This is a genomic window from Bacillus cereus group sp. Bc010 (genome assembly GCF_027716745.1).
GTDB classification, from domain to species: Bacteria; Bacillota; Bacilli; order Bacillales; family Bacillaceae_G; genus Bacillus_A; species Bacillus_A pacificus.
Window position 1 is genome coordinate 187,638 of sequence record NZ_JAQFUY010000004.1, and the last position, 23,425, is coordinate 211,062.

Here is a 23,425-nt window from a genome sequence, read left to right on the forward strand (position 1 = left end):
TTTCAACTAACATTATATAAAATTCCTACGGTGTACGTAGCTTATGCATGTCTTAAACCAATAAGTTTAATATGGAAGTTCAATATTTAAATGTAGCTAACATGCCATCTTTTTAAGAAGGAAGTTACAAACATTTGTGAGAGCATCCACCTGTGAGAGCAGGTTTATGGACATCTAGAGAGAACGGCATATGTGGGGCTATATAAAAACCTTACGTTTTATACGTAAGGTTTTTTTGTTGCATACATATATCCATGTTATCTCGATTCACCTGTGAAGTTTCCGTAATAAATATAGCATTTTCTGTCTTCATCAATTTCTCTTGAATCTAAAGTAAACTCCATATGAATGCCGTCGCGCTGAATATATATAATATCTGAATGAAGAGATGGTAAAATTTCTTCATAGTTCCATACATCTTTACTTTCAATCAAGTTTGAACTTGTATCCTTTAGCTCTCTAATTTCAAAACCGATGTGGAAGTAAGTAGGATCTGAAGGATCGTTAGAGAAAGTTTCTTGTTGAATATATATAACTGCTGTTCCGTCTGGATCTACTGAGGTTGCAGTGACAACATATGTATTTTTATCTTTTATAAAATATTCACAAGTCATGCGTGCAATGATTTCAGAATTAGAAATATTTGCATAGTTCCATAAAGCTGGATACCCTTTCGTTTCATCATTAAGTCGGTATTCTAAGCGCATTTTATCCCTCTTCTTCCTTTTTCTTCTACTTTATCATGACATCCTATATAATAGGAATAGAATTTAAAAAGGGGAGTGCGAAGGTGACAAAAACGAAATGGCTAGTAGGTGGTGTCGTAACGTCTTTAATGACTGGCACCTTATTTGGCTGCGCACAAGATCTTCCCCCAAAACCGAATGATAAAAGTTGTTCAGATTGGGATTGGGATGATGAACTTGGGGTATGGCAGTGTGATGATAGTAGTTCAGGTTATCGTGGGCATTATTTCTATGGCGGAACATACTATCAAAATAAATCCACTTTTAAAAATTCATCGGCGTTTAAATCGTATCAATCGTCTGCCGAATTTAAAGGGGGAATTGGAAGCGGTTCAAAGGGAGGATTTGGGGGCTAAAATATGTCGCAGTACATAAGGGATCGAAAAGAGTTTTATTCGATATATCCGGATTTCTGGTCGGATCTATATGAATGTGAGTATAGCTTATTTCATGTTTTCTCTATAACAAATGAGACTAGGAAACAATTGCAATTAGCAACTGAACGAATGGGGAAAATATTTTTTAAGACCGCTAGACTTTTGCGTAATTTAAGTGACGAACAGCTTCTTGAACTTGGATTTCCCCTCGCAAGCTTATCGTTCATTAGAATGAAAGGATTATATCCTGAATCTGTTATTTCACGATTTGATTTCGTTTTAACAGGCGATAACCAAATTAAAATGCTTGAGTTTAATAGTGATACACCTACCTTTATTATGGAATGCTTTCAAATGAATGGGGAAGTTTGTAAAAAGCTAGGTTATGATGATCCAAACTTAGGTCAAGAGCGATTGCTATCCTCTGGTGTTACAAAAGCTGTAATGGAAGCGACAAAGGGAATAGACAACCCAAATGTTGTTTTTACAGCGCATCATGAGCATATTGAGGATTGGAATACGACTATGTATTTAAGTCAGTTATGCCGTGTTGAAAATAAAGTAGTACCAATGTCAGAACTTAGAATTACAAAAGATGCTTTAGTGGATAGGGATGGAGTGCAAATTGATGTTTTATACCGCCAAACATATCCAATAGAAGATTTAATTGAGGATCAAGATCCTGAAACTGGAGATTTGGTTGGTGTGGAGCTATTGCAACTTGTGAAATCTGGAAAGCTTTTTATTATAAATCCTTTGTCATCATTTTTACTTCAGCCAAAATCAATTCAGTGTCTTATTTGGGGGCTAGCAGAAGAAGAGGCCTTTTATACAAATGAGGAACGACAGTGGATTAAAGAATATATGTTACCTACATATTTAGAACCAGATTTATTTTTAGGAAAAGGTTCTTTCGTTCAAAAACCTTCATTTGGTAGAGAGGGAGATACAATTACGATTCGCGATAAGGACGAAAATATTATGCTTCAAAATACATACCAAACGTATAAAGCGTCGCTGCCGATATTTCAAAAGTATACAGAACTTCCAGTCGTATCGTTGGAAACAGAAAAAGGGATGGAGAATTTGTCGTATGTGTTTGGTTCATTTTTAATTGCTGGAAAAGCGAGTAGTATTGGTATTCGTGCTGGTGAAAAAATTACGGGGAATGAATCGTACTATTTACCAGTAGGTATAAAAAAGGAGGAAGTATATGATTAATTTTTTATTATATTTAGCAGTAACACTTGGTCTTTTATGCATAGGTCTTTTCCTGATGGAAGTGACAACGAAAGTAAAAGAATTTAAGTTAATGGCCCAAGGGAATAAGGCAGTAAGCTATGTACTTGGAGGGCGATTACTTGGGTTAGCTATTGTTCTATATTCGACAGCGGCTAATTCCATTTCACTTCTTGATATGGTTTCGTGGGGAGCGGTTGGGATTCTGGCTCAAATTATCGTCTTTTACTTGGCTGAGTGGCTTACACCACGCTTTAATATAAATAAAAGTCTTGAAGAAGATAATCAAGCGGTCGGTCTTTTTCTTATGTTTTTATCGCTTTCAATTGGGATTGTAATTGCTGGTTGTATAACTTATTAAAAACTTTACGTTTAAACGTAAAGTTTTTTATTATATCTAGGTTAGTTTGTTATACCTTTCGAAAAAAATGTAGGCTACTGTTGACATCTATTTTAAATAAGAGTAACATTTTCTATGTAATAAAAATAAGTCTCTGTTAGGTGAGGCTCCTGTATAGAGAAATGCTACTGCCCAAAAATGTCGAGAGACGCCAATGGGTCAACAGGAATGATCGAATTAAGGTTTTTCTTAACGTAGCTGGTAATGTACCTATGCTATACAGTGCTAAAACTCGGCGAGGGAGAGGTCCGTAGATTTCTAATTGTATTAGGAATCGTTTATTTGTGTATGTCATGGCCTTTACTCTTTTCGGAGTAAAGGTCTTTTTGTTGCAAAGCTATGAGTAATTTCATAGTATAAACTATAAAATAAAACGAGGAGGTGAGGAGCATGTCAAATTCTGACTCGGTTCCGTTACCCATATACTTCAAATCAAAAATATATGATGTAGGCAGGAAACGACTTGTTCCTCCCTTTATATTTATCATCATGTAGCGTTTATATGTATGTTTAAGCGCTAAATACTTTCACAGTAAAGTAGATAAATTGAGAAACAAAGCGTTTCTTCCTACGTTGTAAAGGAGGAGACGATAATATGTTATATGCAAACAAAACTGTGGGTAACACGTCATATAAATTAAGTAAAAAATCAATGAAAGAACAAACATTGCTTCAAAAAAATAAAGATTTATTAATTGAAATCGCAACGAGAGATGTAAAATCTGTATTTGCGTATTTTAAAACAACAAGAGATGGATTATCTATGAAAGAGGCACAAAAACGTATTCAAGTATACGGCCGAAATGAATTAACTTCAAAAAGAGCTCGTATTGCGGAAGTAATGATGAAGCTAAGTGGAATGATCCCAGGTTTTTCAAAACAACATGTGAGAGATGGATTACAATGTGAAAAGATTACTGTGTCTCGAGTAGAATGTTCTAGTGTAACAGGTTTAAATGGTGAATTAAAAATGATGGATTTGCCAGTACAAGAGCTTGTTCCTGGGGATATAATTTTCCTTTCAGAAGGTGACACAGTACCAGCAGATGTACGTATCATTTATGCAAATGATTTATTAGTAAATGAATCTGTACTAACAGGAAATGATGCGAGTATTGAGAAGTTTGAAAGCTGCTATCATCTTGAGCGCAAACGATTTATTCCTTTAAAAAGAATGAAAGACTATAATCCACTTGAACTTGAAAATGTATGTTTCAAAGGAACGTATATTGTTGGTGGAAATGCGAAAGCTGTAGTAGTTTCAACTGGGAAAAATACGTATACAGGGATTCTTCATACTTGTTGTAGTAGAACGTCTTAATGTGTAAATGATGCTAAATATACAAAAACAATGTATAATAGACAAAGTTGAAAAACGTAGAATGGTAATCTATTTATATAACCTTACGTGATGACGTGAGGTTATTATTTTTTTGGTAGGAGAGGAATTATGAAAAAAGTATTATTAGTTGATGGTATGGCACTATTATTTCGTGCTTTTTATGCAACAAGTGTCTATGGACAGTTTATGAAACGACAAGATGGTACCCCTACAAATGGGATTCATGGTTATATGAAACATTTATTAACGGCAATACAAGCAATTGAACCGACACATATCGTAACATGCTGGGATATGGGAAGTACAACATTTAGAACAGAATCGTTCTCAAATTATAAAGCAAATCGTGCAGCGCCGCCTGAAGAATTAATTCCGCAATTTGATCTAGTGCAAGAAATGACTGCAAAATTATCTGTTCCAGTTATCGGTCTGAAAGGGTATGAAGCGGATGATTGTATCGGTACACTAGCAAAACAATATTGCAATGAAGCGGAAGTTTATATTTTAACAGGTGATACGGATTTACTTCAGCTTGTTGATAAAAACGTTACAGTTATGCTTCTGCGCAAAGGAATTGGAAATTACGAGTATTACACACCGGAGAAAATTATGGAAGAAAAAGGTGTAGAACCGTGGCAAATTGTTCATGCGAAAGCTTTTATGGGAGATACAAGTGATAATTATCCAGGTGTAAAAGGTATTGGTGAAAAAACAGCGTATAAGCTTATTCAAGAACACGGAACAGTATCAGCTGTACTAGAAAACATAACATCATTAACGAAAGCGCAACGTACGAAGATTGAAAGTGATTTAGAGAATTTAAATATTTCATTACAATTGGCACAAATTCATTGTGAAGTTCCTATTTCATGTTCACTAGAAGAAGGATTACACACAATAGATGAAGAAAAATTACGATTCGTTTGTGAAGAAATGAATTGGGGAAGACCTGAAATATTAATCAATATGCTGTAAATAGTTGAAAAGAAGGATGTTGCATAAATCGAACTTAGACTAGGTGACACCTTCTTTTTTAATTTGGAAAACAGTATGTTAATAAGTGAAAATATATGAAATTTAGATTGTGATATATAAACGTTTAGATAATATAAACCGATATAAGATGATGCAAATGGCGATTGATGTAATTGAATGAAACAACTATAGACTTTTTTAGGGGAATCTCTTTTTTTGAGTGTTCACAAAGTTGTCAGAAAATAAACGGAATTTTCATATGAAGTTCAAATAGAATTCACAACAATCAATTATTATAAGAACAACCAGATAATTCATTATCTTTTATCCCACTTTAATGGGCAGTAAGACCCCCATCTTAAAATTCAGCGAAAGCAAAGAAGTTAGGTGGGGGATCAACTGCCCATAAAAGTCCGATTGGTTCAACTAATAATCAGTGGGGGATGAAGAAAACCCCCACTGATTAAAGTTTCACTTTATATAAATCATCCCCCAAGGAGGACAATGAAAATGAGAAAAAAAGTGAGAAAATCTTTTAAACAATTATTAATTGAAAATAAACAATCACTATTAAATAATAAAGAAAATATGAAAGAAATTGAGGAACGAATTGAGAAACGACATGTAGCATATCAAGTTGCTAGTAATTGAGTATAATAATTTTCCCTATGAAAAAAGCTTGTAGTTTAGAGACTATCCAAACTACAAGCTTTTTCTTTTGTATTACTTCCACCAAATCCAAGCCCAAAAGTCATTTCGTACATTTCGAGGAGTAATCCGTATGAAGCGTTCACCGTCAAAGAAGCAATTCAAATTTGGAAGTGTTTCATCTGGATTTTCTGGAACAAAGGTGACGATGTTTTCGTTACTTATAACAGATACTGTAATTGGTGGGTCCGTAGGCGAGACTTGAAGTTGTAACGAAATAGTAGTCGTATTTTTAAATTCATTAGTAACAGGTGGACTTATTACTTGTACTGTGAATAACACGATAATTGTTTCGTTTGGTTCCAAATTAGTAGCGACTAGGAAACCGATATTCGGATTCGCTAGTGGAGAGTGTTCACCGTTAATGGAGACAGTGCCGTTTATAAATTGTAAACCTGCTGGAATAGTATCCTGTAAAGAAATATTTAAGAGTGAAATCTCCGAAGTATTCGTAATACGCACCGTGTAATCAAAATATTGATTTAAATAAGCAGAGCTGACGGAAGCGTTTTTCGTGACTGTCGCAGTTACAAATTGAACTGGTATACGAACAATATTCGAATTAACAACGAAAGTAATAATCGGATCCTGTGGTGTCAATTGGAAAGCGGCTGTAACTGTTGCAGAATTTATAATTGTATTTTTTGAAGGAATAGAAGTTACGAGCACTTGAAATGTTATCGTTGCTACTGAGCCTGCAGGTAAAGCGCCGATATTCATACCAGTGTCTGGACGGACAGTTGGTACCGGAGTACCGTTAATTGTTACGCTATTTTCTATAAATGTTGTACCAGCCGGAATAGTGTCTATAACAGAAGTATTGATTGTCGGAATTGGGGAGTGATTAAATACCGCTAATGTGAATGTAATTATATCTCCAATAACGACAATAGATTTGTCAGCTGTTTTTTCAATACGAACCATCGGATCAATGACTGTCGTTGTAACGGTATTTGTTTGTTTTGTAATTGTAATAGGTGGTTTTGTTGGATCGATGATAACGGTATAGGAAACAGAAGCATCATTATTAATTGTAGGTTGAAGAGTAGAAGAAGATATTGTTATTTGGAACGTAATAATAACAGATTCACTAGGAGCAAGAGTTCCTAACGTAATACCATTTTCAGGATTCGTATTAGGTTGATTGATTCCGTTAATTGTAACACTACCAATAACGAATGTCGTATCTACTGGTGCTGTGTCTACTAAAAGAAGATCTTCAATAGTGATATTACCACTATTAGTAATAGTAATGGTGTACGTTAAAGTTTGATCAGGTAAGGCACTCGTGAAATCAACAGCTTTTATGGCAATGACATTATCATTTTGGACAGTCGTTGTGACAGTATTTGTTGTGGTTGTATTTGTAACAGGTGCGTTATTTGGATTGACGGTATAGTTAAAGGTAGTAATTGCATTGTTGTTGAGTTCATTTGGTGTTGGGATAGAAGTCACAGAAACTTGGAATGAAGCGATAGCATCTCCACCAACAATTATAGTGTCAATTGGTATACCGCTTACTGGATTAACTCCCGGAAGCGTTTTTCCGTTTACAATAACGCTATTTTCTATAAACGTAGTACCTTGAGGAATCATATCTTGAATGACTACATCATTTGCTGCAACATTACCAGTTTGATTGAGTGTAATCGTATACGTTAACGTATCACCAACCGTTGCAAATGCCAGGTCAACAGCTTTATTACTATTTAAAGTCGCGTGATTAATTTCTGTTACGGCAGCTGATGAAATAATAGTTTCTGTAATAGGTGGTCGATCTGGTAACGTGTATTGAAATTCAATTGTACTCGTGTTAGAAATTGGATTTGTTTGTGGGATCGAAGTAACACGTACTTGGAATAGAATAGTTGCTGTCGTATTAGGTGGAATGGTATCAATTTGTATACCGTGAAGAGGGTTGTCATTTGGCCGAGCGTTGCCGTTCACGATAACACTATTCTCTATAAAGCTCGTATCTGCCGGGATAATATCTGTAGCAATAATGTTTTCGACTTGTATATTTCCGTTATTTATGATGGAAATTGTATAAGGGATGATAGTTTGTAAGTCAGCATATTGGATAGGTGTTGTTTTTGTCGCAATTACATTAGCGGAAATAACTTCAGTGAAGGTAATATTGCTAGTCGATATTTGTTCTTCCACGTTAATTGTATAACGAGAAGTTGATTGATTTTGAACATGGCCGGTAGCTGGAAGAGCTATGACGGTAACAGAAAATGTGACTGAGATAGAAATGTTAGGAGCAATCGTTCCTACAAGTATACCGGTACTTGGATTGGCGTTAAGTTGCGGAATATTATTTATTAAAACGCTACCGTCAATAAAGGTAGTTTCACCAGGAATGTTGTCTGTAAATACAACCGCAGTGGCATCTGTATTCCCTGTATTCGTTAAAGTTGTTGTATAAGTTAAAATGTCACCAATCGCTACAGAAGTTAAATCAACAGTTTTAAGTGAAACGATATCAGCATCATTAATTTGAACAAAAGTAGTGTTGGAAGTAGTCGATTTTTGAATTGGTGCAAAATCAGGGGTGAAAACAAAGTCGTAGATGATGTTTGCAGTATTAGGTGTTGGATTTACATCAGGTAAATTCGTAACGGAAACTTGGAAGGTTATTGTAGCCATTTGACCTGATGCGATATTAGGAATGGAAAAGCCGATATTCGGATCTGCTGCAGGAAGCACAGTATTGTTAACTATTACACTTCCCGGAATAAATACTGTTCCATCTTCTATCGTATCTGTAAAAAAGATGGAGTTAGTTGTAGTGGATCCGTTATTTTGAATAAAGACTGTATATGCAACGGTTTCATCGATATTAGCTAATACTGTATTAGCGGATTTTGTAGCGGTAAGAATTACATCAATAAATTGTATATTGGTAGTATTGGAAAATGCCGTTTCTGAAATTGGTGGTAAGCTTGGATCTGGCTCATACTCATAGTGGATGACGGCGATATTATTCATGTTATTTTGAGAAGGTATAGAGACTACATTTACTTGGAATGTAACGATAATTGTATTGTTTGGAAGGATAATATTAAGGGTGATACCGGTAATTGGATTTTCGTTAGGTCTTGGTATGCCATCTACAAGAATGCTATTTGGAACGAATGTAGTGCCAGCAGCAATTGCGTCAATTAGGAGAGTATTTGTAATAGGTACTGTACCAGTGTTTGTAACCGCGACTGTATATGTGATGATTTGACCGATGCGTGTAATAGATCTGTTAGCGGATTTAATTGCAATAACATTTGCTGTACGGACTTCAGTATTTACTGCATTTGATAACGATCTACGCTGAATAATAGGGGAACTAGGCTCAATTTGATATTCATACGAAGTGTCTGAAATGTTAATGACTATGTTGTCAGGAGGTATACTTGTAAGTTGTACTTGGAATGAAATAGTGACTGTTTCATTTGGTTGTATCGTGTCAAGCGTTATGCCAATTTCAGGATTCGCACCAGGCTGAATCACATTATTTATTGATAAGCTATCTTTAATGAATATCGTACCTTCTGGAATATTGTCAATGAACACTGTATTGTTAGCCGGAACAGTTCCGATATTTTGTAGTGTATTTGTGTAGGTAATATTTTGCCCGATAGATACGAAAGTAACGTTCGCCTGTTTAACAGAAATAATATTTGCATTTTGAAGCGATGTTGTAACGATATTAGAAGTTACAGAACGATTCACTGGGGGAGCTGCAGGAATACTTACATATTGGTACGTTGCTGAAGATTGATTTACAATTTCGGTTTCAGTAGGTGGATTATTTGTTTGTACTTGAAATAGTATTGTTTTGGAACTGTTAGCTTGAATCGTTCCAATTGCTATTCCGTTTTCAGGGTTTACACCTGGCTGAAGTACACCGTTAATTGTGACGCTGTCGGTAACGAATGTAGTCCCAGCTGGAATAGAATCTGTAAAAATAATATTTATTGCGTCAACATTGCCGAGATTTTTCACTTCAGAAATATAAAGGATCGTTCCGCCAATATCTACAGTTGTTGGATTGGATGTTTTTGTAATTGTCAATTGTGCTTGCACGAAATTTGTAATGACGATATTACTAGTAGATGTTTCCGTAATAGGCGGTTGCTCTGGATCTGGTTGAATTGTATATGTTGTATTAGATTGATTTGTAATCGATTGTTGCGAGAATGGATCGTTAATAAGAACTTGGAACGAAATAAGGTGAGTAGCGTTTGCTGCTAGGTTAGGTAAAGTAACCCCTGCGTTTGGATTTGCACCAAGTATAGCTGTTCCGTTAAGTGTAAAACTATTTTCTATGAATGTAGTCCCTTCTGAAATAGTATCTGAAAATATGAGATTTGTAGCTGGAATATTTCCGGTATTCTCTAGTGTTATCGTATAGGTCAAAATGTCACCTGTTGTTGCTTGTTGTGCATTAACTGCTTTTAAAGAAAGGACATTCGCATCCGAAATTTGTGTGAAAGCTGGATTAGACGCAATTGTTCGAGAGATGATAGGAGCGTTTGGATCGGCGATAAAAGTATAGTCAATACGGGCTATATTAGAAATTGGATTCGCGGTTGGAATAGATTGAACGATAACTTGGAATGTGACGGTGACGATTTCTGACGGCGCAATGGAGTTTATTGGTATTCCTACGTTTGGATCGGCACCTGGAATTGAGATACTATTAATGATCACGCTATTTGGAATCAATGCAGTTCCTTCTGGGACCAAATCTGTTAAAGTAACCGTATTTGCAGTTGTATTCCCGTTGTTTTGAATGACGACAGTGTAAGTGATTGTACCGTTAGTAGATTGTACGAGAGAATCTGTATTTTTAATTACGGATAACGATGCATCAACGACGGCTGTACTAACCGTATTAGATGAGGAGGTTGCTGTAACTGGAGGTTGACTCGGATCGACAGTATACGTGTAACTTGTAAGTGCTTGATTTATAATTGCTCCTTGCGGTGGAATAGAGCTTGCACGAAATTGGAACGTAATAGTAGCAGAATTACCTGGTGCGACAATACCAACGGGAATGCCAAGAGTTGGACTTGCATCTGGAAGTGAAATCCCGTTGAGTGTAACACTATTTGGAATAAATAATGCTCCTTCAGGAACTCCGTTAATGAGTAATACAGAGTTTGCAGGGAAGTTTCCAGTGTTTGTTAAAGTGACAGTGTAAGTGAGTGTATCTCCGATATGGCTAAATGCTTTATCAACTTGTTTAGATGAAAGAATGGTAGCTGTATTAATTGTAGTAAATGTTGTGTTTGAAGTAACATTTCTTGAAACAATTGGTGCATTTGGATCAGCGATAAATGTGTAAGAAGCAGTAGCGGAATTGGCAATAGGATTTTGGGGTGGTGTAGAAGTAGCAGTAACTTGAAATGCTATAGATATTGAGCTGTTAGGAGCAATTGATCCAATTGTAATACCTGTATTAGGATTAAGGCCAAGTTGTGTGAGGCCATTTATTGTGACACTACCAGAAACGAATGATGTGCCGTCTGGAATAAGGTCAGTGAACGTAATATTCGTAGCGTTTGTATTCCCGGTATTTGTCAAAAGTGTCGTATAGGTAATGGTATCACCTAGTGTTACAAGTGTTTGATCTACAGATTTCACCATCGTTATCATAGCATCTAGTACAGGGTTTGTAACGATATTCGTTGAAGTAGAAGTTGTAACAGGAGTTCCGTTTGGATCGACAGTATAAGAATATAAAATTGTGTCATTACCCATAATTGAACTTGAGGAGGGAACAGAAAGAACATTTGCTTGGAAAGTAACGGTTACTGTTTCACCAGGAGCGATATTTGGTATATTTACTCCAAGAGCTGGCTGTGCACCAAGTTGCTGAACACCATTGATTGTGATTGAATTTGGTATAAATGTAGTGTTAGCTGGAATAGCGCTTGTAAATTTTATGTTTTTCGCTGTCGAATTTCCTGTATTTGTAATCGTGGTTGTATACGTAATCGTATCACCGACAGAAATAATGGATTTATCAGCGCTTTTTGTAGTAGTTAATATGGCACTATTTATTGTCGTAGTAACGGTATTAGATGAAGCGGTTTGAGTGATAACTGGTTGACTTGGATTAACAATATGCTGAAATTGTACAGAACTAGAATTAGAGATTGGATTTATACTTGGAATGTTTATAACAAGTGCATTAATAGTAATAACGGCTATTCCGCTCGGGTTGACATTTCCAATTTGTATGCCATTAGCTGGATTTCCGATTTGCTGCGTACCAGAATCATTTACAAGAGTACCAGATATAAATGTTGTTCCATTAGGTAAAATATCGTTGAAAATTATATTTTGTGAAGTGACATTTCCAGGGTTACTTAATGTAATTGTATAAGAAATTGTATCGCCAATTGTTGCGAAAGTTTTATCTACAGATTTAACAAGTGCGATTTCCCCAGAATTTATTTGTGTCGAAACAGAATTGGATGTCGTATTTCGTGAAACAAGTGGTAAATTAGGTCCTGCCATAAATTGATAATCAATAGAAGCACCGTTTACAACCGGTGAATTTGGCCCCCCAGGTCCAATTGTGAAAATTGGATTTGGAATGCTAACTACTTGCACACGGAAGGTAACGTTTATAAAATCTCCTGCAATAATATCCCCAATTGGTATCCCGTTCGCTGGATTTACCCCAGGCAATAAAACCCCACCTACTCGAACACTATCTTCTATAAATACTGTATTGTTTGGAATCGAATCTGTAAAAATGATATTCGTAGCAGTTGTGTTCCCTATATTTTCTAATAAAACAGTATACGTTAAAAAGGAATTTCCAGGTGCGACGTCAGAGAATAGTCGATCTACACTTTTCGTTGCTTGAATAATCGCTTCGTTAATTTGCACTAAAGTTGGATTACTTGTAGCTGTTTCCGTCACCGGCGGCTGGGTAGGATCAACAATGATAGAGTATGTTGTGCTAGATTGGTTCAATGTTGGATTTGTAGCTGGTATTGAGCCAACGATAGCTTGAAAGCTAATTGTTATCGTTCCTCCAACTGGAATTGCGTCTAAAGAGATTCCGCTATCTGGCCTAAATCCAAGTTGTGGGCTGGAGTTAATTTGTACACTATCAGGAACGAATGAAAGTTCGGGTGGTAATATATCGATAAAAACAGGTGTGTTTGCAGTAGTATTTCCGCTATTAGTGAGGATAGTCGTATACGTAATTATATCTCCAACAGCAGCAAATGCGCTGCTTGCAGTTTTTGTTGCGATAACGGAAGCAGTATTTACTTGTGTAAAAGTTTTATTGGATTGAACGGTTCGTGAAACAGGCGGTTCATTTATATCTACAATAAAGCTATATTGAAGTGATGATTTGTTAGGCATTGGATTAGGATTTGGAATCGTTGTAATGTTTACCTGAAAACTGAGTGTAATTGATGCATTTGCATTCAAGTTACCGATATTGATACCGTTTTGTGGATTTGCATTCGGAACGGTTACACCATCTATCTTAAAGCTATTTGGGATAAATGTAGTACCGTTTGGAATTGTGTCTGTAAAAACAATGTTGTTTGCAGTAGTATTTCCTGTGTTTGTAACAGATGAAGTGAATGTAATCGTATCACCAATTGTAGCGAAAGTTGTACTCGCATTTTTATTTAAAACTAAAGTAGCATCAATAATTGGAGTAACCGTCGTATTCGTAATTGTGCTACCAACAGCAGGTGATTGGTTTGGGTTCACGGTATACTCATAATTTACAAGAGCATTATTTGTTAATGTGCCACTAGGTGGTATAGCTAAAATTTGGGCTTGAAAAGTAATCAATACAGTATCTCCCGGCGGAATATCTGCCAAGTGAATACCAAGTGATGGATCTAACCCTGGCTGAGGAACATTATTGATAGTTACTGAATTTTGGATAAAGGACGCGCCGGCACCAAGTCCATCTGTTAAAACTGTAGCACTAGCAGGAATATTTCCTGTGTTCGTAACTGCAATCGTATAAGTAACGATATCCCCAATTGCAGCTGTCGGTGTATTTACTGACTTCGTAGCGACAATTGTAGCATTATTAATTTGAGTTGTTATTACGTTACTTAACGCATTGGAAGATGCTGGAGGTAAGTTGGGATCTATGACATATTGGTACGCTGTATTGCTTTGGTTCGGGATTGGATTTGGACTAGGAATGGAATTTACTATTACTTGAAATGAGATTGTTGCACTTGTATTAGGGTTTATTGGATCAATTGCAATCCCACTTGCTGGATTTGTATTAGGGAGTGTATTCCCATTTACTGTTACACTATTAGGAATAAATGATGTTCCGTTTGGAATTACATCTGTAAAAATTACATTTGATGCAAGTGTGTTCCCGTTATTCGTTAAAGTAGTTGTGTACGTAATCATATCATTTACGTTAGCAAACTGTTTATCTGCCGATTTTACAGCGGCAATTGTAGCATTATTAATAGTCGTCTGTACGGTGTTAGACGCCACCATCTGCGTTACAACTGGTTTGGATGCGTCGTACGTGTATTGGAATGTAGTGCTCGATTGATTCGTAATCGGATTTGGACTAGGAATAGTTGGTACAGAAACTTGGAATGAAACAGTACGTGATGAATTCGCTCCTATTGTACCAATTAAAATGCCATTAGCAGGGTTTGTATTAGCTAGGGGGACACCGTTAATCGTTACAGTGTTAGGAAGGAAGATGGTACCGGCTGGAATGATATCTGAAAACGTTACATTGGAGGCAGGGATATTGCCGTTATTCGTTAAAATCGTTGCATAAGTTATGACATTGCCAACATCAGCGAAATTTGTACTTGTTAGTTTCGTAGCAACAATATTAGCGGTGTTAATTTGAGACGTTACTATATTGCTAGTAGCATTTCTCACAACAGCAGGTAAATTTGGATCAGCAATAAAGTTATATTGCAGTGCAGCACTGTTTTGAATTGGATTTTGTGTAGGCAAACTACTTGCGCTTATTTGAAAAACAATCGTTGTAAATCCGCCAGCAGGAATTGTCCCAACTTGAAGACCGGTACTTGGGTCTGCACCTAGCTGTAAAGCACCGCCTATAAAAGTACTATTTGGTACGAGAGTTGTGCCAGAAGGGAGTATATCGGTAACAACTACATTATTCGCTGGAGTATTTCCTGGGTTAGCTAGGGAAATGGTATATGTGATTGGTTGCCCAACATCAGCAATAGTTAAATCTACCTGTTTAACAATAACTACATTTGCTAAATTAATTTGTGTACTTACAGTATTACTTAAAGATGTTTCTATAGTTGGTGGATCGCCCGGATTTAGAATAAAGCTATATTGTGTACTAGATGAATTTATTGTTGGGTTTTGTGTTGGTAAAGAGGTGACAGTTACTTGATAAGAGACGGTAAGTGAGCCGTTAGCAGGAATGGAAGGTAACGGAACACCGACATTTGGATCGGCGTTATTTTGGAGTACACCATTAATAAGGAAAGTGTTTTGGATAAAGGTAGTACCGTTTGGATTTGTATCTACGAAAGTAGGACTATCAGCAGAAACACTTCCTGCATTCGTTAAAACGACGGTATAAGTTAATACATCCCCTACAGTAGCGAACCCTTTATCCACTGTTTTGGCTGAAATGACATTTGCATCGTTTACTTGCGTAAATGTAGTAGTTGAAGTTGTGTTTTTACTTACAGGTGAAGCATTTGGATCAACAATAAAGTTATAAGAGATGGAGGCGCTATTTGAAATCGGGTTTGGGTTTGGAATGCTAGTGATTACTACTTGGAATGAAGCTGTAAGTGTAGTATTAGCATTGATGTTACCGATATTGATGCTAGCTGGTGTTGCGCCCGGCTGAGTAGTACCGTTAACTATAACACTGTTCGGTACAAAGGAAGTACCGTTCGCTATTGAATCGGATAGTAATACATTGTTTGCCGTAACATTTCCGTTGTTTGTAAGAGCTAAGGTATAGGTTAATACATCTCCAACTTCTGCAAACGTTTTATCTACAGATTTAGTAGCTTGAAGGTTTGCTAATCTAATTGTTGATGTAACAGAATTAGAATTTGCGGTTTTTGAAGTTGGTGGCAGACCAGGATTTACAGTGTATAAATAAGAAGCGAAAGCATTATTAATGATAGGATTTTGGGCGGGAATATTGATGACAGTTACTTGGAAAGAAAGTGTAAAAGTAGCTCCGCTGGGAATTGTGCCAATAGGAAAAGCAACGAGAGAATTTACATTTTGCAAAACACCGTTTAGTGTTACAGTACCTGGAGTCAATATTGTACCATTTGGAAGTGGGTCTGTTAGTTGTACGTTCGTTGCAGCTGTATTTCCACTGTTTGAGATAAGGATTGTATAACTAATTGTTTCGCCGATTGTAGCAAATTGTTTATTTGTTGATTTTGTTACTGTTACATTCGCATTATTAATTTGAGTGGAAACGAGATTAGAAGAAATATTTTTTGTAACGGGTGATTGGCTAGGATTGACGATGTATTGATAAGAAGCGTTTGATCCATTAGATACGACATTTGACGCGGGTATTGTATTTACTACTACTTGAAATGAAACATTTTTTGTTGTACCAGTTGGGATCGATCCAATATTCACACCGTTTGCGGGATTTGCGCCTACTTGTGTCGTTCCGTCTATTGTTAAACTGTTGAGAACAAAAGTTGTTCCAGTAGGAATGGCATCTGTAAAAATAACATTGTTTGCACTTGTATTACCTGTACCTGTAAAGGAAACGGTGTACGTTAGTGTATCACCAATATCTGCAAAATTTTTATCTACTACTTTCGTCATTGTTACAGTAGCATTATTCACTTGAGTGGAGACAATATTCGTCGTATCAGTCCCGCTTACTGCCGGTTGATTTGGTATAGGAGTATATTGATATGTTGTTGTTCCACTATTTAATATGGGGTTTGTTTGGGGGATAGATGGAACGAGTACTTGGAATGAAATAGTAGTTGTAGAATTAGCAGCAATAGACCCAATTGATATACCATTAGCGGGATTCGCTCCAGCTTGCGTAATTCCGTTAACAGTTACACTTCCTGGAACGAAAGTAGTCCCGCTAGGAATCGGATCCGTATATATAACGTTCGTTGCAGTGATATTTCCTATATTAGTTAAGGCGATACTGTAAGTTAATGTTTCACCAATGTCAGTAAAGATTTTGTTAACTGATTTTGTTCCATTCATATCTGCGAGGTTAATTTGTGTTCCTGCAGAGTTGCTTGTTGCAAGACCGTTAAAAGTCGTTCCTCCAGCAATTGGTGTATATTGAAATGTGATAGTAGCGGTGTTAGAGATAGGGTTTTGACTTGGAAGAGAAACGACGGTTGCTTGGAAAGTTACTGTACGAGAAGCACTATTATTAATTGTTCCAAGAGATATACCAGCAGCCGGATTTGCATTTGTTTGCGGGACATTATCCACTGTTACAGTGCCAGGTATAAAGGAAGTACCGTTAGGGAGTATGTCTGTAAAAGTAACGTTATTAGCAGGAAGTAGTCCGGTGTTAGGGATAGTAACTGTATAAGTGAGAATGTCTCCAATTGCCGCAACACTTTTATTTACGCTTTTCGTTGCTTGTATGTTAGGCGAGTTTATATTAATTTGTAATCCGACTGTATTTAACATATATGCATCTCCGTTAGTTGTTAAACGGATTGCTGCGGACACTTGAGAGTTTGTTAAATAAGGAGAAATATCAATAGAAGTAATGTCCCAACCTTGCCGACCTGCGGAAATATTTGTGCTTGTAGAAGCACTCTGATTTCGTGTTCCAAATGTCCCGGTTGTATCTAAATTTCCAGCCGCATTATTGACCTGAGAACCGAAAAAATTATTTACAGCATTATTTGGCCCAGATAAAGCATTTAATGAACTGAAATTTGGTCCAAACAAAGCTTGATCCCCAGTTAGATCAGCATCTCCTTCGGTAGAACTTAAAAACAATCTCCCGCTTACAGGTCCTCCGGAAGGTGTTAAAAATCCTGAAACAGATACATCGGCACTACCAGTTTCTGCAGAAACACGGTTTCCTGCTACATAAATCGTTAAGTTTCTTGCGGGTAATGTTCCGTTCTGATAAGCAACGATAAGCGTCCATCCAGCTGAATTAATCGCCCCATTAGAAGCATCTAAAGGATCCACAAGTCCAGGAACAGATCCAGTCGTATAAGAGCCGCTTCCCGCAGCTTGAATGAGTGATGTTACATCTGCTGAACGCGTATAAAATCCAAATGTGACTGATCCAGAAACGAATGTTTGATTAGAAGCTGTAACGGATGAAGGGGTAATCGAGTATGTTGAAACAGGTGTTGTAAAAGAAACGGGGTTTCCTAAAACACTTGTAATGTTTTGATCACGAGATAAATAGTTTCCACCCCAAACGAGTTCTGCGTAAAGAATTGTACTACCGGCAGGTATATTTAAAAGAGCGGTAGAACTATTTTGTGTATAGTTTAACGTTGTACCAGCAGGAAAAGTAGGTACTTGTAAAGCGGTATTCGTAGTTGCGAATGCACCAATTGCCCCGATTGTACCAGCACGGTTTTGATTACTAATTTTACTTAAGCCTAAAGTATTTCCTGTAATAGCGAGTGCGCCGTTAGTGGTGGTAGAAAATCGATTCGTAATGGGCATGTTGTCACCTCATTTACAATATAGTCTTGGTCAAAATAGGATATGTGTGTGACAAATAAAGGGTAACATGTACAAGTTGAATTGGGAAGATGGATTTAAATGTCTAGATAAGGGGATGGAGTATGATTGAATTGGAATTTAGCGTGGAGCGTCTTAGGGAAGAACAAATAGGCGATATTGTAGCATTATCATCTTATATTGGTTGGGATTATAACAGGGAAGAAGTTGAAACAATTTTTAACTCAGGTATTGTATACGGCGTATGGAATGAGAGAAAGGAACTTATTGCTAGCGCAGCAATAATATTATATGGGGAGGCGTTGGCATCTATCGGAATGGTAATTGTACATCCAGATTATAAGGGAAGAGGAATTGGAAAGATGATTACAAATTCATGCATGAATAGCGTATCAGCTCAAACTCCATTTATGCTTATTGCTACGGATGAAGGGAAACCTTTATATGAAAAATTAGGATTTAGGGCAGTAAGTTATGTTTCTAAATACATATGTAACTCATACAATGCGAATGATTATTGTGTAAGAAATGAAGATTATGTGATGAATTATGAAGAGGGTGAGTTAGAAAAAATAATAAAAATAGATGAATATGCGTTTGGAACAAATAGAAAAGAGTTTTTAAAGAAAAGAATTATGCAAAGTGAACAGTGTATCGTTGTAAAGGACAAGGAACAAAATGTATTAGGTTACGGTTTAAGCATACAAACACCAGAAAATAAAATAATAGGACCGGTTGTTGCTAAAAATGATGCGATGGCAATGAGAATTGTACATGCTTTAGCAAGGGGCCATAATGGGAGATTAAGAATAGATGTAACAGAAGGAAAGGACGATTTTCTGAAAGAGTTAGAGATTGCTGGTTTTAAAAGGGCGAATATACCACCCATTATGTTGAAAAATAGTGATCAATTATTGAAAAGAAATGGAGAACTATACAGTATTGCAGCGCAAATTTTTGGCTAAAAAAGAATCCTTTTCACGTAAGGATTCTTTTTTAGTTCATTTAATCACGATATTGGTCATGAGTTGGCTGAAAGAGATCTTCCTCGACATCTCTCACCATAGAAAAATGATCAACGTTATAATGCCCATGTAAAGTTTTATTGTGATGACCAATAATTTGCTCGGCAGACAATACGTCAGAATCAGTTGTGGAATGACCGTTTTTAATTAATGTAACATCAAAGCCTTGTACAGTTGCTGTTCGAACAGCGGTGTCGATACAATGTTCTGTTTTACATCCACCTATAACAATATGGTTAATCTTTTCTTCTTTTAAAAGTTCAAGTAAAGAAGTGCCATAGAATGCGTTTGTGGCTGCTTTATTAATAAGGATTGCAGACTGAGGTACTTGAATTGTATTATGTACTTCAAAGCCTACGCCGCTACCAGAAGCAACATCGATATCTCTTACGAAAACAATAAGGGCATTGGCATCTATTGCTTTCTGCACGGCTGTATTTAGTGTGGCTAATAGCTCAGTTTTACGAAAAACTTCATTTTCTTGTTCATTACCATCCATTAATTCTTGCTGTGCATCAATGATTAATAGTGCTTGTTTCATCGTGTCTCCCCTTTAATATGAAATAAGTTCCACTGTACATATTCCTCCATATTATAAGGAAATCCTCCATTGCAAGCGAAGTAGCGACTGGTTTACAAAGTTGTCAAATAAATTTCATTCTCATAGCGTGTAAAAACATGTATGATAAGAAGTGGAGAATTTTTGAGTAGGTGGGAATATCATGCAAACAGTAGAAGATTATCTTTCATTCTTACATACGAAAGGATTTAAATTATCAGAGGAAGCGCAAGGGTTTATTATGTTCGGACAAGGATATACGGGTGCATCTGATGGCATTGTAAACGCAGCAATAGAAGCGACAATTAAACATCAATTGCAGTTTGATGGCAGTTATTTTGTTGCGCTATTAGAACGATTGAAAGAAGAAGAGATTACAGATAAAAAAAGCGCTAAGGCTTTTATGCGGAAGTTACAAGCGTAACTTCACGCAGCCTGCGCTTCTTTTTTTGTTTTAGAAGGTAATTCAACAAAAACCATGCCTAGGAAAATACAGAGGCATCCGATAATAGCGGAAATAGAAAGTTGTTCGTTTGCAACGAGAACGCCTGTTAAGGCAGCGAAAACGGGCTCCATTGCGAAAATAATTGCTACTCTCGTTGGAGACGTATGTTTTTGTGCTGATGTTTGAATGAAAAAAGCAATGGATGTCGCGAACAGGGAAGTTAGAAATAGAGCAAATAAAAAGGAAGCATTCGTCCATAGTGCTACTGAAAATAATTTTTCCCAATCTTCAAACAAAAAGGCGCAAATAGAAGAAAACATACCGACAGCTAATACTTGCGATGTGCTTAATAATAAAGGTGATATTTTTTTAGAGAAGAAGCCGTTAACGAGAATATGAGCAGCGAAAGCAACTGCACAACCGAGAACGAGTATATCTCCAATGTTTAATTGAAAAGAATCACCTGCTGTTAATAAATATAAACCCGCTGTTGCTACAGCAATGCCAATTACGATAAAAATAGTAGCTTTTTGTTTTAAAAAGATAAAAGACAAGATTGGTACCATAACGATACTAAGCCCTGTTAAGAAACCAGCTTTTGAAGAAGTTGTATAAAGTAAGCCGAATGTTTGTAATACATAGCCAACGCATAAAAAGAATCCAATGGTTAATCCAGCGAGGCTACTCTGTTTTATATCTTGTTTTGAAGTTTTTTTTGAGAAAATCATTTGAACGAATAATAAAATGATTCCAGCGAATAAAAAGCGTATACCATTAAATGTAAATGGACCAACGAAAGACATAGCATTTTGAACGACGACAAATGTAGCTCCCCAAATAAAAGACACAAATAATAAAGCAAGAGGAGCAATCCAATCTTTTTTCACACTCATACCCCCGTTAATTTTGTAAGATAGCTTTTCTAGCTAATTCATCAGCAACTTTATTTTGACTACTTGGAATCCACTTAATAAAAAAGAGATCGAAACTTTTTATGTACTGCAGTGCTTCCTCTAATAGTGGTGCAAACATTTTATTTTTTGCGTATTCTTTTTCGACAGCTCGCTCAACAAGTTGCGAATCTGTACGAAAAGAGACAATGTTATAATTATGCTCCGTGCAATATTTTAATGCCGCAAGTAAAGCGTGGTATTCCGCTTCATGATTGGACATTGTCCCAAGGGGGAATGATAATTGTACAGCGGGTTGAACCCCTTTAATAAATACGCCTGCACCAGAAGGACCAGGATTTCCTTTTGATGCACCATCAATATATACTTCAATCAAAATGAGAAACCTCCAAATGATAAGATGATCCCCTACCTATATGTTTCATTGAAGTAGGGGATAGAGTAACTTAGCCGATTGTAATACTATAACGACATGTAAATGTTTCATTCGCTTGTAAAGATTGAATTCCTTTTTTTTCCTTGAAATCTTTTGCAGGATTTACTTCATCAGCGATCCCGTACCAAGGTTCGATACATAGGAAAGGTGCGTTCTCGCCTGGTGTCCATACGCCGACAAATGGGAATCCGTCAAATTCTACTTTTACAAATTTATTATGTTTATGAGAACGAATAGAGATTTCATCCGTATTCATATTTTCAAAAATAAGCGCATCATTTTTAAATAGGTCGTATGTAAGTGGTAATTCATTTGTACTTTCAGCGATTAATTGCTTTTTATTTGAAAGGTAAGGTCCTTCTAATACACTTGTTTCTAAGCGTTCAGAACCATTAAATGATAGATGGTAATCTGTAAATGATTCGCCTTCTAATAACGGGAAATTGAAACCAGGATGCGCCCCGATTGAGAAGAACATCTCTTTTGAAGTAGGGTTATTTACTTCGTATGTTACATGAACGGTTTGTCCGTCTAGTTCATAAGAAACGAGTAATTCGAATTCGTATGGGTATTTTTTTAATGTTTCTTCATTACTAGTTACAATGTAGGTGATTTTCGTTTCACTTTGTTCTTCTACAGAGAATGTAAGATCACGAGCAAAGCCGTGTTGTGTTAAAGAATAAGGTTTACCATCTACGTAGTATGTATTATCTACTAATCGGCCGACGATTGGGAATAAAATTGGTGCACGGCGTCCCCAATAAGTAGCATCACCTTGCCATAAGTATTCTGTATTGTCTTCTTTTAAGCGAACGCTTTGTAATTCTGCACCTTTGTCAGAGATGGTAACGATCACTTTTTCATTTTGAATTGTTGCAGTCATGAAGTAAAACCTCCTAAATCTTTCATATATTTCATTATACGTTGTCTAAAAGAAAAAGGGTAGTTCATGGTAGGAATCTATTGACGAAAGGGGGGCTACCGCGTAAAATATAATCTTGTTGCTAAAAAAACGAATAACGTGGTTCGAAACCATCCCACGTAAAAAAACTAAGGAGATTTTGTCATGAATATTAGAACTTTAGTCGGTAATGGTATTTTAGCGGCATTATATATTGCTGTTTCTATGCTTATTCAGCCATTTGGCTTTACGAATGTACAGTTTCGTATTTCAGAGATGTTTAATCATCTCGTTGTATTTAATAAGAAAGCAATTTACGGAATTGTATTAGGTGTATTTTTAACGAATCTCTTTTTCTCACCTATGATCGCTTACGATTTAGTATTTGGAGTAGGGCAATCTATTCTTGCATTAGTTGCAACGATTATTTCTATGCGATTTATTAAAGGTGTTTGGGCTCGTATGATTTTTAATACAGTTATTTTTACAATTACAATGTTTATGATTGCAATTGAACTTCATCTTGCATTTGATTTACCATTTATGTTGACTTGGTTAACATGTGCAATCGGTGAATTTGTTGTTATGGCGATTGGTATGCCTGTAATGTACTGGATTAATAAACGAGTACAATTTGAAAGATTTATGTAATAGATGAAAGAGCT

General features: G+C 36.4%; 15 protein-coding genes, 1 other RNA gene and 2 riboswitches. Of the genes, 10 read left to right on the plus strand and 6 right to left on the minus strand.

Translation table 11 applies throughout. The features are described 5' to 3' along the window. Positions 1–19: 19 nt before the first annotated feature. Positions 20–203: non-coding RNA, 6S RNA (gene ssrS, locus PDQ68_RS07930), on the plus strand. Positions 204–257: 54 nt separating this feature from the next. Here ssrS and PDQ68_RS07935 read toward each other — a convergent pair. Beyond that, positions 258–707 carry a hypothetical protein gene (locus PDQ68_RS07935; protein ID WP_270786652.1) on the minus strand — a complete coding sequence of 150 codons (450 nt, stop codon included), beginning with the start codon at positions 705–707 and terminating at the stop codon, positions 258–260. 83 nt (positions 708–790) lie between these two features. Between PDQ68_RS07935 and PDQ68_RS07940 the strand changes: the two genes are divergently transcribed. The 6 genes from PDQ68_RS07940 (at position 791) to PDQ68_RS07965 (ending at position 5,730) form a co-directional block, all read left to right on the plus strand. Continuing rightward, positions 791–1,102 carry a hypothetical protein gene (locus PDQ68_RS07940; protein ID WP_000169022.1) on the plus strand — a complete coding sequence of 104 codons (312 nt, stop codon included), beginning with the start codon at positions 791–793 and terminating at the stop codon, positions 1,100–1,102. A gap of 3 nt (positions 1,103–1,105) precedes the next feature. Next, positions 1,106–2,344 carry a glutathionylspermidine synthase family protein gene (locus tag PDQ68_RS07945; protein WP_061184027.1) on the plus strand — a complete coding sequence of 413 codons (1,239 nt, stop codon included), beginning with the start codon at positions 1,106–1,108 and terminating at the stop codon, positions 2,342–2,344. Continuing rightward, positions 2,337–2,723, plus strand: coding sequence for a DUF350 domain-containing protein (locus tag PDQ68_RS07950; protein WP_000606860.1), 387 nt, complete (start codon positions 2,337–2,339; stop codon positions 2,721–2,723). Before PDQ68_RS07945 ends, PDQ68_RS07950 begins: the two co-directional genes overlap by 8 nt. 125 nt (positions 2,724–2,848) lie before the next feature. Beyond that, positions 2,849–3,014: riboswitch (M-box (ykoK) riboswitch) on the plus strand. 343 nt (positions 3,015–3,357) lie between these two features. Continuing rightward, positions 3,358–4,083: a P-type ATPase actuator domain-containing protein gene (locus PDQ68_RS07955; protein ID WP_000964962.1), complete on the plus strand. Its 726-nt coding sequence runs from the start codon at positions 3,358–3,360 to the stop codon at positions 4,081–4,083. Positions 4,084–4,212: 129 nt separating this feature from the next. Beyond that, positions 4,213–5,079: a 5'-3' exonuclease gene (locus PDQ68_RS07960; RefSeq protein ID WP_016717039.1), complete on the plus strand. Its 867-nt coding sequence runs from the start codon at positions 4,213–4,215 to the stop codon at positions 5,077–5,079. Positions 5,080–5,589: 510 nt separating this feature from the next. Further along, positions 5,590–5,730, plus strand: coding sequence for an FbpB family small basic protein (locus PDQ68_RS07965; protein ID WP_001228043.1), 141 nt, complete (start codon positions 5,590–5,592; stop codon positions 5,728–5,730). Positions 5,731–5,802: 72 nt separating this feature from the next. On the opposite strand, the gene PDQ68_RS07970 is transcribed toward PDQ68_RS07965, so the two are convergent. Then, positions 5,803–18,465 carry a beta strand repeat-containing protein gene (locus tag PDQ68_RS07970; protein ID WP_270786653.1) on the minus strand — a complete coding sequence of 4,221 codons (12,663 nt, stop codon included), beginning with the start codon at positions 18,463–18,465 and terminating at the stop codon, positions 5,803–5,805. 122 nt (positions 18,466–18,587) lie between these two features. Between PDQ68_RS07970 and PDQ68_RS07975 the strand changes: the two genes are divergently transcribed. Then, positions 18,588–19,448: a GNAT family N-acetyltransferase gene (locus PDQ68_RS07975; RefSeq protein ID WP_016717041.1), complete on the plus strand. Its 861-nt coding sequence runs from the start codon at positions 18,588–18,590 to the stop codon at positions 19,446–19,448. 40 nt (positions 19,449–19,488) lie between these two features. On the opposite strand, the gene PDQ68_RS07980 is transcribed toward PDQ68_RS07975, so the two are convergent. Next, entirely contained in the window at positions 19,489–20,049 is a 561-nt protein-coding gene (locus PDQ68_RS07980) for a cysteine hydrolase family protein (RefSeq protein ID WP_061184030.1), read from the minus strand. A 181-nt stretch (positions 20,050–20,230) separates the two neighbouring features. Here PDQ68_RS07980 and PDQ68_RS07985 point away from each other — a divergent pair, with 181 nt between their 5' ends. Next, the gene (locus tag PDQ68_RS07985) at positions 20,231–20,491 is read left to right on the plus strand and encodes a DUF6123 family protein (protein WP_001195212.1); all 261 of its coding nucleotides are present in this window, start codon (positions 20,231–20,233) and stop codon (positions 20,489–20,491) included. A 2-nt stretch (positions 20,492–20,493) separates the two neighbouring features. Here the strand turns inward: PDQ68_RS07985 and PDQ68_RS07990 are convergent, their stop codons facing one another. The 3 genes from PDQ68_RS07990 to PDQ68_RS08000 all read right to left on the minus strand — a co-directional run bounded on the left by PDQ68_RS07990 (position 20,494) and on the right by PDQ68_RS08000 (position 22,742). Next, complete coding sequence (locus tag PDQ68_RS07990; RefSeq protein ID WP_061184031.1) at positions 20,494–21,399, minus strand: DMT family transporter; 906 nt, start codon at positions 21,397–21,399, stop codon at positions 20,494–20,496. Between the two features lie 13 nt (positions 21,400–21,412). Further along, positions 21,413–21,799: a reverse transcriptase-like protein gene (locus PDQ68_RS07995; protein ID WP_000573869.1), complete on the minus strand. Its 387-nt coding sequence runs from the start codon at positions 21,797–21,799 to the stop codon at positions 21,413–21,415. Between the two features lie 70 nt (positions 21,800–21,869). Beyond that, positions 21,870–22,742 (minus strand): aldose 1-epimerase family protein, encoded by an 873-nt coding sequence (locus tag PDQ68_RS08000; RefSeq protein ID WP_061184032.1) that lies wholly within the window; start codon positions 22,740–22,742, stop codon positions 21,870–21,872. 132 nt (positions 22,743–22,874) lie between these two features. Then, a riboswitch (PreQ1 riboswitch) is annotated at positions 22,875–22,919 on the plus strand. Positions 22,920–22,925: 6 nt separating this feature from the next. Between PDQ68_RS08000 and PDQ68_RS08005 the strand changes: the two genes are divergently transcribed. Next, entirely contained in the window at positions 22,926–23,411 is a 486-nt protein-coding gene (locus PDQ68_RS08005) for a QueT transporter family protein (RefSeq protein ID WP_001026467.1), read from the plus strand. The last annotated feature ends 14 nt before the right edge of the window (positions 23,412–23,425 follow it).